Source organism: Kitasatospora sp. NPDC028961, assembly GCF_055564815.1.
In genome coordinates, this window is sequence record NZ_JBVHVO010000027.1 from 45,618 (window position 1) to 59,337 (window position 13,720).

Here is a 13,720-nt window from a genome sequence, read left to right on the forward strand (position 1 = left end):
GCGGCCCGGCGCCCCGGGAGCATGCCTGCCCGTCAGTCGCCCTGCCGCCGAAAGACCAGCGTGCCACACCTACGGGTGGCTTCGACGCCCCCGGGTAGGTGCAACGGCCCCTGGCCGCGCCAACCGGTGACCAGCAGATCGATCGTTTCGAGGTGGCGCGCGAAGAGGTCCCCGGCCGGGCAGCCCGCCCGCAGCGCGGCCCTGCGCAGTACCCGGCGGCGCACCGCGGGCGGCAGTTCGGCCAGCTTCCCGACGTCCAGGGCGCCCTCGCCGGTACGGAGATCGCGCTCGGCGAGCGCGGCCCACTGGTCCAGCGCGTCGGCGTCGTCGCGGAACAGCCGGGCGGTCCGGGCCAGCGCCTCGACCACGCCGCCGCCCAGGTGCTTCTCCAGCACCGGCAGGACCTCGTGCCGCACCCGGGAGCGGGTGTAGGCGGGGTCACAGTTGTGCGGGTCGTCCCAGACCGGGATCGCCTGGGCGGAACAGGCCTGGAGGGTGGCGGCCCGGTCGAGCTCCAGCAGCGGGCGGCGGTAGCGGCCCTTCTGGGCCGGCATGCCGGCCAGCGAGCGGGCACCGGAGCCGCGGGCGAGGCCCAGCAGGACCGTCTCCGCCTGGTCGTCGCGGGTGTGGCCGAGCAGGACGGCCACGGCGCCGTGGCGCTCGGCGGCGGCGTCCAGGGCGGCGTAGCGGGCGTCCCGGGCGGCGGCCTCGGGGCCGCCGGCGCGGCCGACCCGGACCGGCACGGCCTCCACCGGGTCGAGCCCGAGCGAGCGGAGCCGCTCGGCAACCTGGGCGGCGCGGTCGGCGGAGCCGTTCTGGAGACCGTGGTCGACGGTGACGGCGCCGACCCGCAGGCCCAGCTTGGGGGCCTCGAAGGCGGCCGCGATGGCCAGCGCCATCGAGTCGGCGCCGCCGCTGACGGCGACCAGGACCAGCGGCGAGCCGGGGGCGGCCGGGGTGCGCGGCAGACCGGACGGGTGGCGGTGGGCGTTGCCGATCAGGGTGGTCCCGACGGCGGCGCCGACCAGCGGCGCACCGCTGGGGCGCTCGCGGGGCTCGCGGGGTGCGGCGAAGGTGGTGCCGGCCTCGGCGGCGAGGTCGGTGAGCGTGCGGCGTACGGCCAGGCGTATCGCGGCGACAGCGGGGTGTGGGCCCACGGCGGACGACTCCTTGACGGAGGGGACAGGACGGCGGTGGGCGCGGCGGGGGCCGCGCATCTGTGAGCGCCGTGTTACCGGGCGCTCACAGATGGTGGCAGAAAGGAGGCACCCGCTACGCCACCCGCGCCACCGGTACGACCACCGTCCCACGTACGGGTGAATGGAGAAACGTATCTTCACCCGCCATCTGCACGATTGGACCACTCGTACGAACGGCTTTGACCGCTGCCGACCGCCTCCGGCCCCGCCCGAAGTGCGCACACGGAGAGCGACCGCGGCGAGTCCCCGGCCACCCCGGGCCGAAGGGACGCTCCGGCGGGCGAGTCACCTCGCGACGCGGGCCACCCAGGCGGCGGGGTCGTGGATCTCGTCCTTGGTGGGCAGGGTGTTCGGGGACGTCCAGACCCGGTTGAAGCCGTCCATCCCGACCTGCTCCACCACGCCCCGCACGAAGACCGCGCCGTCCTGGTACTGGCGCAGCTTGGCGTCCATGCCGAGCAGTCGGCGCAGCACCAGGTCGAGCCGGTTGGCACCGCGGTCCCGGCGCTGCTGGAACTTCTCCCGGATCTCGGCCACGCTCGGCACCACGGCCGGGCCCACGCCGTCCATCACCACGTCCGCATGGCCCTCCAGCAGCGACATCACGGCCGTCAGACGGCCGAGGATCTCCCGCTGGGACGGCGACTGGACGATCTCCAGCAGTCCGGTCGACCCGCCCGCCTCGCCCCGCCCTCCGAGGCCGGGCAGGCCGCCGAGCGTGCCCGCCGCGTCCCGCAGCCGGTCCAGCAGCGCCCCCGGGTCGACGTCCGTCTCGGCCAGGAAGGACTGCACCTCGGACTGGATGTGGTCGCGCAGCCACGGCACCGCGGTGAACTGGGTGCGGTGGGTCTCCTCGTGCAGGCAGACCCAGAGCCGGAAGTCGGCCGGGTTCACGTCCAGCTCCCGCTCGACGTGCACGATGTTCGGCGCCACCAGCAGCAGCCGGCCCGGGCCGGGGCCCTCGGGGCCCAGCCGGGGCTTGTCGAAGAGCGCGGCCGGGCTGTCCGGCGCCTCCAGCGAGGGCTCGGCCGGGGCGAAGGTCTCGTACTGGCCGAGCACCTTGGTCGCCAGGAACGCCAGCAGGGCGCCGACCTCGATGCCGGTGGCCTTCTCCCCCACCGCGCCGAGGACGCCGGCCGCGGCGCTGCCGCTCCGGCGGGCCTGGAGCTTCTCCACCAGGGGCTGGACCACCGTCCGGAAGCCCGCGACGTTGGCCCGCACCCAACCGGGGCGGTCCACGATCAGCACCGGGGTCGCGGTGGCCGCACCGAGGCTGCTGGAGCGCATGCCCGTGAACGCCCGGACGTGCTCCTCCGCCTCCAGGGCGTGCCTGCGCAGTTCGGCGACCACGGCCGCCGCCTCCGCGCGGCTCACCTCCGGCCCCGGCCGTACCAGCCTGGTCGCGGTTGCGACCGCGAGATTCCAGTCGACCATGTCAGCACCGCCGCTCGCGCTCGTCATGCCCTCACCGTACGTGCTCCGGCCCATCGGGGGGAGCCACGGGAGCCCACGTCCTGCCGGACGGGTGCCCGGACGGCCGGACTCCGGGCGGCGGCCGTGCGGGGCCGAACCCCCCGCCGGTGTACGGGGATCGGCCCCGGTCGGCGTCGCCGCGGGTGACTCAGTGGCAGCCGCACGCCGCCAGTCTGGCCACGACGCGGTCCATCGCGGCGCGGGCGGTGTCGGCGGCCGCGGTGGTCTTCGTCATCACGGCGAAGGCGAGCAGCCGGCCTTCGGCGTCCACCACCGTGCCGGCCAGGGTGTTGACGCCGTTCAGGCTGCCGGTCTTGGCCCGGACCAGACCGGCCGCCTCGGCCGCGCCGGAGCCGGCGCCGAAGCGCTTGCCGAGGGTGCCGGTGAATCCGGCGATCGGCAGGCCGGTGAGCACCGGACGCAGCGTCGGGTGCTGCTCCGAGGCGGCCAGCGCGAGCAGTTGGACGAGGACGGCGGGCGGGATCGCGTTGCCCGTGCTCAGCCCGCTGCCGTCGCCCAGCACCACCCCGGTCATCGGCACGCCGAGCCGGGCGAGCTCCTGGGTGACGGCGGTGGCGGCGCCCTCGAAGCTGGCCGGCTGGTGCGCGGCGAGCGCGGCCTGACGGGCGATCGCCTCGGCGAGGGTGTTGTCGGAGGTGGTGAGCAGGCGCTCGACCAGCCGGGCGACGGTCGGCGAATCGACCCGGCCGAGGACCGGCGCGGTGGCGGCCGCGGGGGCGGCGGCGGGCTTGGCCTTGCCGTCCACGGTGATGCCCTGGGCCTTCAGCTGGGCGGCGAAGGCGTCGGCGGCCTGGCCGGCCGGGTCGGCCACCCGGGCCGGCGCGTCCTCGCGGCTCTTCGGGTCGACCTTCCCCTCGTCGATCATCAGCGGGGTGACCAGCGCGATGTTGGCGGCGTCGTAGTTCTTGTGCTGGGGGCTGCCCGCGTAGAGCGAGAGGTCGTAGTCCAGCTTGACGGCGGTGGTGCCGGCCGCCTTGAGGGCGTCGGCGGTCTGCCGGGCCAGGGCCTCCAGGGAGGCGGGGGCGGTGTCCGCGTCGGCGGGCGCGCCGCCGATCTGCACCTGGTCGGCGGGCAGCGCGGTGAGGGTCGGGTCACCACCACCCACGAGGGTGATCTCGCCGGGGTTCGCACCCTTGACGACCCGGGTGGCCAACCGGGTGTCGCCGGGAATCAGCGAGAGCGCCGCGACGGTGGTCGCCAGCTTGGTGGTGGAGGCCGGGGTGGCGGGCGCGTTCTCCCCCGAGCCGTAGAGCACCCGGCCGTCCGCCGCGTCCGCGACGGCGAAGCTGACGGTGCCCAGGTTCCGGTCCGCGAGCGCGGCGGCGAGCGCCTGCTGGAGGCCCTGGGCGGTCGGCAGCGCGGCGCCCGGTCCGGCCTCGACCGAGGCCAGGACGGCCCCCGCGACCGGGGCCGGGCGGCCGGCGGCCGGGGTGGCGGGCGTCCCCGTGGGCGAACCGGCGGGCCCGGCGGGCGCGGTGCCGGGCGGCGGGGTGGTGGACGGCCCGGCGGCCCCGGTCGGGCCGGTCGGCTCCGCCGCTCCCACCCGGTTCCGGCCCTGGTCGCCGCCCCGGTCGCCGCCGCGGTCGTGCCCGCGGTCGCCGCCCTGGTCACCGTCCCCGCCGTCGTGCTTCTTCCCGTCCTCGCCGTGGCCCGCGCTGTGCCCGCCGGCCGGAGGGGAGGGCTGGGCGTACGCGCCGCCGCCCGAGCCCAGCACCGTGCCGGCGACCAGTAGTGCCGCCCCGAACAACCCTGCGGCCGTCCCCCTGCGGCGGTCTCCCGCCCCGACCACTGCTCCCACCGACCGGCCCCTTTCCTGAGCACCCGCTCCCGTAGGAGACACTTGGATTCTGTCAGTCCCTACCTTGGAGGAACCGTTGGAGTTCGACGTCCTTATCGAAATCCCTAAGGGCTCGCGCAACAAGTACGAGGTCGACCACGAGAGCGGTCGCCTTCGTCTTGACCGGATGCTGTTCACCTCGACGCGCTACCCGGCCGACTACGGCTATGTCGAGGGCACCCTGGCGGACGACGGCGACCCCCTGGACGCCCTGGTCATCCTGGAGGAGCCGACCTTCCCCGGTTGCCTGATCAAGTGCCGCGTCATCGGCATGTTCAAGATGACGGACGAGGCCGGCGGCGACGACAAGCTGCTCTGCGTCCCGGCGACCGACCCCCGCTGGGAGCACCTGCAGGACATCCACCACGTGTCGGAGTTCGACCGTCTGGAGATCCAGCACTTCTTCGAGGTCTACAAGGACCTGGAGCCCGGCAAGTCCGTCGAGGGCGCCAACTGGGTCGGCCGCGCCGAGGCCGAGGCCGAGGTCACCGCGTCGATCAAGCGGCTTGCGGAGCAGGGCGGTCACTGAGCCCTCGTACCGATCTCGTTCGCAGGGCGGTTCGAGGTAGGTCGGGGCAGTCGGGGGCCGGGGTTCGCGGATTCGTCCGCGACCCCGGCCTTCGCCGTTCCCTGCCGCGCCCGGAGGCTCCTGCGTTGTTCCCCGACCGGTTTTGCCGACACTCTGTCGGCATGATGGGGACTTAGGTTAGGCTAACCAAAAAGTCGGAGCCCGTTCCGATCCCTGGAGGCCGCATGCCCACGCCCGAGCAGCCCGTCCCGTTCTCCACCGTGCTCCGCACCGCCAGCAGCGAGGAGCACGAGGCCGCGGAGCAGTCGTCCTTCATGAGCCGCCTGCTGGGCGGACGGCTCGGCATCGACGCCTACGCCGACCTCACGGGCCAGCTCTGGTACGTCTACCGGGCCCTGGAGGGCCGGACCGCCGAGCTGGCGGACCACCCGGTGGCCGGACCGTTCATCGACCGGGCCCTGCTGCGCACCGCCGCCATCGAGCGCGACCTGGAGCACCTGCGCGGGCCCGGCTGGCGCGAGGGGCTCGCGCCGCTGCCCGCCACCGCCGCGTACGTGGCACGGGTGGAGGAGCTGGCGGCCGAGTGGCCGGCCGGGTACATCGCGCACCACTACACCCGCTACCTCGGCGACCTGTCGGGTGGTCAGATCATCCGCGGCATCGCCGAGAAGACCTGGGGCTTCGAGCGCAAGGGCGACGGCGTGCGCTTCTACGTGTTCGAGGAGGTCGACAACCCGGCCGCCTTCAAGCGCGACTACCGGGCCAAGCTGGACGCCGCCGGGCTCGCGCTGGACGACATCGAGCGCCGCCGGGTGGTCGAGGAGTGCAAGCGCGCCTTCGTGCTCAACGGCGCGATCTTCCACGACCTGGACGGGCGTTACCCGCTGAGCGCCTGACCACCGCCGCGCGGGAACGTCCCCGCGCCGGTGCGCCCGCGCCCGACCGGACGGCGAAGCACCGGGCCCCGGCGAGCGGTTGCTCGCCGGGGCCCGGTGCTTCCCGGGTGCCGGATCAGGCCTGCGCGGCGGTCCGGCGGCGGGCCAGCACCGTGGCGCTGCCACCGAGCAGCAGCAGACCGGCCGCGGTGGCCAGCAGCGGCACCACCGGGGTGTCCGCGCCGGTGGAGGCCAGCGAGGCGCCGCCACCGGTGGTCAGCGAGGCGCCCCCGCCGCTCCCCGCGGCGCCGCCGGAGCCACTGCCCGCCCCCGTACCCGTCCCCACACCCGTGCCGGCACCGGCCGCCGGGCCGGTGGGCAGCTGGGCACCCTTGTCGAAGGCCAGCGCGACGGTGACCGGGTCGAGGGCCTCGCCGGCGGGGTAGCTGCCGAACGCGGGCACGCCCTCGGCGGTCAGCGTGGCCGGCACCCCGGAGAGCGTCACCACGCCGTCGACCGGGGCGAAGCTCGCCCCGGAGAGGTCCAGCCTGGCGATCCGGACGCCGGTGAGCGCGGTGTCGCCCTTCCCGTCCCGGGACTTCGCGTTGACGTCGGCGGTCAGGTAGGCGCCGTCCTTGTCGATCTTCAGGCCGAACCCGGCGAGGGTGGTGTCCAGCTGGTAGCCGCCGCCCTCCGGGTGGCCGAGGAAGCGGACCGAGCCGTTGAAACCGGCCGACACCGCGTGGGTCGCGGTGTCGTAGCTGCCGGTGCCGCCGCCGAAGCGGTAGTCCGCGGCGCCGCCGCCGAACTCCACCTTGCCGTTGGCCATCGTCGTCAGGTACTTGCGGAAGCTCTCCTTGACCGACCAGTCCAGGGTGGCGTTCACGATGGCGAGTTCGCCGTTCGGCGCGGCGGTGGCCGACGGCGAGCCCGGGGCGCTCGGCGACTTCGAGACGGACGGCGAACCGCTCGCGGAGGGCGAGCCCGAGGCGGACGGCGAACCCGAGGCGCTCGGGGACTGCGAGGCCGACGCCGAACCGGTGGCGCTCGGCGACCGGGTGGCGGAGGGCGAACCGGTCGCGGACGGCGACCCCGTGGCGGACGGGGACTGCGAGGCGGACGGCGAGGCCGGGGGCGCGACCGTCGCCGTGGCGGTCGGCGACGGCGTGGCCGGGCTCTGCTTCAGCAGCAACGCCAGCGGGTCCATCGCGGTCCCGGCCTGGTAGAAGCCGGCGAACGCCTTGGCACCCTGCTCGGTGAGCGCGGCCGCCGTCGGCACGCCCGTGGTGGTGTCCCGGCCGACCGTGAACGTCACCAGCGGCACGTCCTCCCGGCGGGTGACCTCGGTGGCACCCATCGACTCCTTGGAGGCGGTGTCGGCGGTGAGCGTGCCGGTCGTCCCCGAGGTGGAGATCTTCAGGTCGCTCAGACCGACGTCCAGCGCGCCGTGGTGGGCGGTGAACCGGACGCCGCCGCTGAAGGCCGAGGTGAGCGCGTGGGTGGTGAGGTCGTAGGACGCGCTCGCCAGGCCGAAGTGGAAGCTGCCGTCGGCGTTGGTGGTGGCGCCGCCGGTCAGCTCCACGCTGCCGCCGCCGACCGGGCCGGTGACGTAGCCGCGGAAGCTGGCCTTGACCCCCCAGTCCAGCGCGCCGGTGTCGTACGTGACGCTGCCGGGCCCGCCGGCGCCGAAGGCCAGGGCGGGAGCCCCGAAGGCGGTCAGGCCGAGGCCCGCGGTGGCGGCGGCGAGGGCGGCCAGCCGGGTGCGGTTGCGGCGGCCTGCGGGCATGGCGGAACTGCGGGACATGGTGGGACTCCGTTCGGTGGGCGGGGGACGGGAACCGACGTCAGGCCGCGTCGGTGGGGGTGGCCCGGCGCCGGCGCCGGGCGAGCACCGCGGCGGTCGCGCCCAGTGCGACCACCAGGGCGCCGCCGACCACCGCCACCGCCGGGACGCCGCCCGAGGAGGAGGACGCGGCGACGGGGGCGGCGGAGGCCGTGGTGGCGGCGGGGCCCGGCGCGACCGGCGGGGCGCTGCCGATGTCGGGCAGCGGGGGGAGCGCGGCGGCCGGGTCGAGGGCGACGGCGAAGCTCAGCGGGTCCATCTCGGTACCCGCCGGGTAGAGCGTGCCGAAGGCCTTGGCGCCCGCCTCGGTGAGCTTGAGCGGGAGTTCGGCGGCCTTCAGCAGGCCCGCCTCGGACGTGAGCCCGGCCGGATCGAAGGCGGCCAGCTCGACCCCGGTCAGCGCCTGCGAACCGCCGTCCGGCGTACGGCCGGAGACGTCCGCGACCAGCCGGCCCCGACCGCCGGCCACCGTCACTCCCGGGTTGGCGAGGGTGAGGTCGAGCCCGTAGCCGTCGCCGCTCCGCATGCCGGTGAAGCGGACGCTGCCGGAGAAGGCGGCGGTGAGGATGCCGGCCGCCGGGTCGTACCCGCCCTTGGCCGGGGTCCAGCGGAAGAACGCGCCGCCGTCCGCCGCGCCGCCGGCGAGCTCCCAGCGGCCCTGGGCGATCGCGCCGGTGACGTAGTCGCGGAAGGTCCGGCGCACCCCCCAGTCGAGGGCGCCGTTCGCGAACTCCGTCCGGGCCAAAGGCGCGGGGGCGGCCGCCGACGGGGGCGTCGACGCCGGGGCGGCCGTCGGCTGTTCCGGCATCGCGGTCGGCCGCTCGGTGGTCGGGGCGGCGGCCGGCGCGGCCGGCGCGGACGGCGACGGGGCCGCCGGGACCGGCTGGGCCGCCGGCAGGTTGACCGAGAGGTTGACCGGGTCAAGCGCCGTCCCGGCGGTGTAGAAGTTGCCGAAGGCCTTCGCCCCGGCATCGGTCAGCGTCGCGGGCACGTTGCCGAGCGTCAGGGTGCCGGCGGCGCCGCGCAGGTCGACCCCGGCCAGCGAGAGGTCGGCGAGCTTGGCCTGGCTCACGCTGCTGACCCGGCCGGTCTCCTTGGACTTGCTGCTGACGTCCGCGTACAGCCCGGCGCCACCGCCCGCGGCGGCCCGGAAGGTGAGCCGGCCGATGCTCAGGTCGAGCGCGTCGACGCCGTTCTCCTGGTGCCCGGTGAACCGGACCCCGCCGGAGAACGCGGCGCTCAGCGCGCCGGTGGCCGGGTCGTACGCGCCGGTGGCCGAGTGGAACCGGAAGGTGCTCCCGCCGACCGTGGCGGCGCCCCCGGTGAGCGCCCAACTCCCCTTGGCGATCGGGCCGGTGACGTAGGTCAGGAAGGACTGCCGGATCCCCCAGTCCAGTCGCCCGCCGGACACCCGGCCCTCCGCCGCCCCGGCCTGGACCGGCAGCAGCGCCACCGTCAGGAGGGCGGCGAGGGTGGCCACCAGGGTGGCGGCCAGGCGACGGAGCCGTCTGGGCAGAGGCACGGCGGATCACTCCTCGGCACGACTGGGGAGGGGTCGGCGCGGCGCCGACCCCCTTGCGAAACTCAGGTAAGGCTAACCTAATATATGAGTCAAGAGTCCCGCCGATCTCCCCGGCCCGCCGCCGATGGCGACGACAACTCCCAGCGAAGGGACGCATGTTGAGCAGCAGCACGATCCGACCCCGGGTGGCCCGCGGCCCCCTCCTGCTGCTGGTGGCCCTCGGCATGCTGCTCGGGCTGACCGCCTGCGGATCGGGCGCCGGCGCCACCGGAGCGGCCGGCCGGGCCGCCGCCACCCGCGCCCCGGACACCGTGGAGCCACTGGCCGAGACGCCCGCTCCCCGGCTCCCGGCCACCGCCGCCTCCGCCGACGGCCGCCAGGTCACGGTGACCAGCGCCGAGCGGATCATCCCGCTCAACGGGAGCCTCGCCGAGATCGTGTTCAGCCTCGGCCTCGGCCCCAGGGTGGTCGCCCGGGACGTCTCCACCACCTTCCAGCAGGCCGCCGCGCTCCCGGTGATCACCCAGGCGCACGACGTCTCCGCCGAGGGCGTGCTCTCGCTGCACCCGACCGTCGTCCTCGCCGACCGCTCCACCGGCCCGACCGAGGCGATCGCGCAGATCCGCGCGGCGGGCGTCCCGCTGATCGTCCTCGACGACGCCAAGAAGCTCGCCGACGTCGGCCCCCGGATCGACACCGTCGCCGCCGGCCTCGGCGTCCCGGACGCCGGACGGCAGCTCAAGGAGCGCACCGAGCAGCGGATCACCGAGGCGAAGGCCGCGCTGCCCGCCGCCGGCCGGCACCCCAAGGTCGCCTTCCTCTACCTGCGCGGCAGCGCCTCCGTCTTCCTCCTCGGCGGCCCGGACTCCGGCGCCGGCTCGCTGATCGAGGCCGTCGGCGGCGCGGACGCCGGCCAGGACGCCGGGCTCACCGGCGACTTCACCCCGCTCACCAGCGAGGCCCTGGTCAAGGCCGCCCCCGACGCGATCCTGGTGATGAGCAAGGGCCTGGAGTCGGTCGGCGGCGTCGACGGCCTGCTGAAGCTGCCCGGCGTCGCCCAGACCCCGGCCGGGCTGGACCGCCGGATCGTCTCGATCGAGGACGGCCAGCTGCTCAGCTACGGCCCGCGCACCCCGCAGGTGCTCCGCGATTTCGCCGACCAGCTCTACCGGGCGGCCGCCAAGTGAGCACCGCCGTACGGAAGAGGGCCCTCGCACTGCCCGGACCCCGGCGCACCGCCGTGATCACCGCCGGTCTGGCCGCCGCCCTGGTGCTCTGCGCCCTGCTCGCGGCCGGCATCGGCGCCTACCGCATCCCGCTCGGCGACATCCTCGCCTCCTTCGGCCACCGGCTCGGCCTCGGCGGCCACCCGCTCGACCGCGTCCCGGAGTCGGTGCTCTGGAACGTCCGCCTCCCCCGGGTGGTGCTCGCCCTGCTGGTCGGCGGCTCGCTCGGCTGCGCGGGCGCGCTGATGCAGGGCGTGTTCGGCAACCCGCTGGCCGAGCCCGCCGTGATCGGCGTCTCCTCCGGCGGCGCGGTGGGCGCGGTCGGCTGCATCGTGCTCGGCCTCGACGCCTTCGGCAACTGGACCGTCACCGCCTTCGCCTTCGCCACCGGCCTGCTGACGGTCTTCACGGTGTACGCGATGTCCCGCTCCGGCGGCCGCACCGAGGTGGTCACGCTGATCCTCACCGGTGTCGCGGTGAACGCCTTCTGCGGAGCGCTGATCGGCCTCTTCCTGTTCACCGCCGACTCCGCCGCGATCAGCCAGGTGACGTTCTGGCAGCTCGGCTCGCTCTCCCAGGCCACCTGGGGCAAGGTGCTGGCGGTACTGCCGTTCGCACTCGTCGGCCTGGCGCTCGCCCCGCGCTACGCACGGCAGTTGGACCTGCTGGCGCTCGGCGAACGGCCGGCCCGCCACCTCGGCGTGGACGTCGAGCGGATGCGCCTGGTGCTGATCACCCTGGTCGCCCTGCTCACCGCCGCCGCCGTCGCGGTCAGCGGCATCATCAGCTTCGTCGGCCTGGTCGTCCCGCACCTGCTGCGGATGCTGGCCGGACCTGGCCACCGGTTCCTGCTGCCCGCCTCCGCCCTCGGCGGTGCGCTGGTCCTGGTCGTCGGCGACCTCGCCGCCCGCACCCTGGCCGAGCCTGCCGAACTGCCGCTCGGCGTGCTCACCGCACTGATCGGCAGCCCGTTCTTCTTCTGGCTGCTGCGCCGCACCAGGACCAAGCAGGGAGGCTGGGCATGAGGCTGCGGACCCGACCCGAGGTACCCGGACGCCCCGCCCCGGGCACCGAGCTGCTCGCCGCCGAGGGCGTCCGGCTGACGGTCGGCGGGCGCGAGCTGCTGGCCGGCGCGGACGTCCGGGTGACGGCCGGCGAGGTGGTCGCCCTGCTCGGGCCGAACGGCGCCGGCAAGTCCACCCTGCTCTCCGTACTGGCCGGCGACCTCGCGCCGACCACCGGCACCGTCCGGCTGCTCGACCGCCCGCTGGCCGGCTACCGGCCGGCCGAACTCGCCCGGCACCGCGCGCTGCTGCCGCAGTCGGCCGCCCTGTCCTTCCCGTTCCCCGCCGACGAGGTGGTCCGGATGGGCCGGGCCCCCTGGGCCGGCACGGCGGCCGCCGCCGAGGACGACGCGGTGGTCGCCGGGGCGATGGCCGCGACCGAGTCCACCGCCTTCGCCGGGCGGCCGTTCACCGCGCTCTCCGGCGGCGAGCGGGCCCGGGTGGCGCTGGCCCGGGTGCTGGCCCAGCGGACCGCGCTGCTGCTGCTCGACGAGCCCACCGCCGCCCTCGACCTGCGTCACCAGGAGCTGGTGCTGCGGGTCGCCCGGGCGCGGGCCGCCGCCGGGGACGGTGTGGTCGTCGTGCTGCACGACCTGTCGCTGGCGGCGGCCTACGCGGACCGGGTGGTGCTGCTGACCGCCGGTGCGACGATCGCCGACGGCCCGGTGGCCGAGGTGCTGCGCGCGCCGCTGCTCAGCGAGGTCTACGGGCACCCGGTGGAGGTGCTGGCGCACCCGCGCACGGGCGTCCCGCTGGTCCTGCCCGAGCGCGACCGCTGAGGGCCCCGGTCAGGCGTCGTCGTCGAGCCGGAAACCGACCTTCAGACCGACCTGGTAGTGCTGGATCCGGCCCTCCGCCAGGTGCCCCCGGACCTGCGTCACCTCGAACCAGTCGAGGTTGCGCAGCGTCCGGGAGGCCCGCTCCACCCCGTTGCGGATGGCGGCGTCGATGCTCTCGGTCGAAGACCCGACGATCTCGGTCACCCGGTAGACGTGCTCGCTCATGACGGACTCCCTCACCTGTGCGACGGCCCCCGTCCACCGTGCACCGCCACCGGCCGGTCCGCACTCCGGCGCCCGCCGGGCGGGCCCCGGCCCCGCCCTCGGGCGCGCGGCGCCGCCCGTGGCGGGGAACCCGGGCACGGGCCTAGAAGGCCGCCCGGATCTCGCCCACCGGCACCCCGCCGCCGAGCAGCGGCGCGGCCGCGATCCGCTCCACCGTGCCGTCCGCCGTGGTCACCCCGAGCCGGCGCAGCGCGGCCGCCAGGACCGGCCCGCGGGCCCGCTCGGCACCGTCGTCGATCTTGAAGGCGAGAGCCCGGCCGTCCGGCAGCGCCACCGCCTGCACGGCCTCGGCCCCCATCTTGGACAGCGCGCCCGGCACCGCCCGCATCAGCCAGGTGTCGGCCCGGCGGGTGCCGGCCACGTACTCGGGGTGGGCGCGCATGGCATCGGCCACCCGGCGCTGCGGCGTCCCCGGCTCGGCGCCCAGCAGCGCCCGGTAGCCGCGGGCCAGGCCGGTCAGGCTGACGGCCAGCAGCGGGGCGCCGCAGCCGTCCACCCCGGCGTGCGCCGCCGGCTCGCCGGTGGCCTCCGCCATGGCCTCGCGGACCAGCACCTGGAGGGGGTGCGCCGGGTCGAGGTAGCTCTCGGTCGGCCAGTCGTTGGCGACGCAGGCGGCCAGCCAGCCGGCGTGCTTGCCGGAGCAGTCCATCAGGATCGGTGCGCGCCCGCCGCCGGACCGCAGGTGCAGCTCGGCCTCGGTCTCGTCGAGCGGCAGGTCGGCCGGGGTCCGCAGGGCGGACTCGTCCAGCCCCGCGTCACCCAGGATCCGCCGTACGCCGTCCAGGTGAAACGATTCCGCGGAGTGGCTGGAGGCGGCCAGCGCCAGCAGCTCGCCCTCGATCGCCAGGCCCGCCCGCAGGGTGGCCACCGCCTGGAACGGCTTGGCGCACGAACGCGGGAAGACCGGGGCGTCGGGGTCGCCCAGCGCGAGGTCCACCGAGCCGTCGGCGGCGAGCAGGACCAGCGATCCGTGGTGCCGGCCCTCGGTGAAGCCGGAGCGTATGACCTCGGCGAGCACGGGCAGGGCGACGGAGTGGGACATGGCGGAAGCCTTCCGGGGTGAGGGT

General features: G+C 75.8%; 12 protein-coding genes. 5 read left to right on the forward strand and 7 right to left on the reverse strand.

The genetic code is table 11. The features are described from left to right. Positions 1-32 precede the first annotated feature (32 nt). From tilS to dacB, 3 genes are all read right to left on the reverse strand, one after another. Positions 33-1,157 carry a tRNA lysidine(34) synthetase TilS gene (gene tilS, locus ACZ4UX_RS30535; protein ID WP_465708997.1) on the reverse strand — a complete coding sequence of 375 codons (1,125 nt, stop codon included), beginning with the start codon at positions 1,155-1,157 and terminating at the stop codon, positions 33-35. Between the two features lie 327 nt (positions 1,158-1,484). After that, positions 1,485-2,660: a zinc-dependent metalloprotease gene (locus ACZ4UX_RS30540; RefSeq protein WP_465708998.1), complete on the reverse strand. Its 1,176-nt coding sequence runs from the start codon at positions 2,658-2,660 to the stop codon at positions 1,485-1,487. 160 nt (positions 2,661-2,820) lie between these two features. Then, positions 2,821-4,491 (reverse strand): D-alanyl-D-alanine carboxypeptidase/D-alanyl-D-alanine endopeptidase, encoded by a 1,671-nt coding sequence (gene dacB, locus ACZ4UX_RS30545; RefSeq protein WP_465708999.1) that lies wholly within the window; start codon positions 4,489-4,491, stop codon positions 2,821-2,823. Positions 4,492-4,567: 76 nt separating this feature from the next. Between dacB and ACZ4UX_RS30550 the strand changes: the two genes are divergently transcribed. Beyond that, on the forward strand, positions 4,568-5,059 hold the full coding sequence (locus ACZ4UX_RS30550) for an inorganic diphosphatase (RefSeq protein ID WP_329492202.1): 492 nt from the start codon (positions 4,568-4,570) through the stop codon (positions 5,057-5,059). A 224-nt stretch (positions 5,060-5,283) separates the two neighbouring features. Then, positions 5,284-5,955, forward strand: coding sequence for a biliverdin-producing heme oxygenase (locus ACZ4UX_RS30555; RefSeq protein WP_329489118.1), 672 nt, complete (start codon positions 5,284-5,286; stop codon positions 5,953-5,955). 115 nt (positions 5,956-6,070) lie between these two features. Here the strand turns inward: ACZ4UX_RS30555 and ACZ4UX_RS30560 are convergent, their stop codons facing one another. Both ACZ4UX_RS30560 and ACZ4UX_RS30565 read right to left on the reverse strand, forming a co-directional pair. Then, positions 6,071-7,738 carry an HtaA domain-containing protein gene (locus ACZ4UX_RS30560; protein ID WP_465709000.1) on the reverse strand — a complete coding sequence of 556 codons (1,668 nt, stop codon included), beginning with the start codon at positions 7,736-7,738 and terminating at the stop codon, positions 6,071-6,073. A gap of 40 nt (positions 7,739-7,778) precedes the next feature. After that, the gene (locus ACZ4UX_RS30565; protein WP_465709001.1) at positions 7,779-9,299 is read right to left on the reverse strand and encodes an HtaA domain-containing protein; all 1,521 of its coding nucleotides are present in this window, start codon (positions 9,297-9,299) and stop codon (positions 7,779-7,781) included. A gap of 155 nt (positions 9,300-9,454) precedes the next feature. On the opposite strand from ACZ4UX_RS30565, the gene ACZ4UX_RS30570 reads away from it, so the two are divergent. The 3 genes from ACZ4UX_RS30570 to ACZ4UX_RS30580 are packed head-to-tail and all read left to right on the forward strand — an operon-like array spanning position 9,455 to position 12,368. Next, on the forward strand, positions 9,455-10,486 hold the full coding sequence (locus ACZ4UX_RS30570; RefSeq protein ID WP_465709002.1) for a heme/hemin ABC transporter substrate-binding protein: 1,032 nt from the start codon (positions 9,455-9,457) through the stop codon (positions 10,484-10,486). Then, the gene (locus ACZ4UX_RS30575) at positions 10,483-11,550 is read left to right on the forward strand and encodes a FecCD family ABC transporter permease (RefSeq protein WP_465709003.1); all 1,068 of its coding nucleotides are present in this window, start codon (positions 10,483-10,485) and stop codon (positions 11,548-11,550) included. The genes ACZ4UX_RS30570 and ACZ4UX_RS30575 overlap by 4 nt, the downstream gene beginning before the upstream one ends. Further along, positions 11,547-12,368 (forward strand): heme ABC transporter ATP-binding protein, encoded by an 822-nt coding sequence (locus tag ACZ4UX_RS30580; protein WP_465709004.1) that lies wholly within the window; start codon positions 11,547-11,549, stop codon positions 12,366-12,368. The genes ACZ4UX_RS30575 and ACZ4UX_RS30580 overlap by 4 nt, the downstream gene beginning before the upstream one ends. A 9-nt stretch (positions 12,369-12,377) precedes the next feature. On the opposite strand, the gene ACZ4UX_RS30585 is transcribed toward ACZ4UX_RS30580, so the two are convergent. Both ACZ4UX_RS30585 and ACZ4UX_RS30590 read right to left on the reverse strand, forming a co-directional pair. Continuing rightward, positions 12,378-12,593 (reverse strand): dodecin, encoded by a 216-nt coding sequence (locus tag ACZ4UX_RS30585; RefSeq protein WP_329489112.1) that lies wholly within the window; start codon positions 12,591-12,593, stop codon positions 12,378-12,380. Positions 12,594-12,735: 142 nt separating this feature from the next. Then, the gene (locus tag ACZ4UX_RS30590; protein ID WP_465709005.1) at positions 12,736-13,695 is read right to left on the reverse strand and encodes an asparaginase; all 960 of its coding nucleotides are present in this window, start codon (positions 13,693-13,695) and stop codon (positions 12,736-12,738) included. Positions 13,696-13,720 lie beyond the last annotated feature (25 nt).

Excerpts from the sequence above, each read along its gene's own strand:
- ACZ4UX_RS30570 (WP_465709002.1), top strand. The coding sequence starts at position 9,455 with ATGTTGAGCAGCAGCACGATCCGACCCCGGGTGGCCCGCGGCCCCCTC.
- ACZ4UX_RS30585 (WP_329489112.1), bottom strand. The coding sequence starts at position 12,593 with ATGAGCGAGCACGTCTACCGGGTGACCGAGATCGTCGGGTCTTCGACC.
- ACZ4UX_RS30540 (WP_465708998.1), bottom strand. The coding sequence starts at position 2,660 with ATGACGAGCGCGAGCGGCGGTGCTGACATGGTCGACTGGAATCTCGCG.
- ACZ4UX_RS30580 (WP_465709004.1), top strand. The coding sequence starts at position 11,547 with ATGAGGCTGCGGACCCGACCCGAGGTACCCGGACGCCCCGCCCCGGGC.
- ACZ4UX_RS30560 (WP_465709000.1), bottom strand. The coding sequence starts at position 7,738 with ATGTCCCGCAGTTCCGCCATGCCCGCAGGCCGCCGCAACCGCACCCGG.
- ACZ4UX_RS30555 (WP_329489118.1), top strand. The coding sequence starts at position 5,284 with ATGCCCACGCCCGAGCAGCCCGTCCCGTTCTCCACCGTGCTCCGCACC.
- ACZ4UX_RS30590 (WP_465709005.1), bottom strand. The coding sequence starts at position 13,695 with ATGTCCCACTCCGTCGCCCTGCCCGTGCTCGCCGAGGTCATACGCTCC.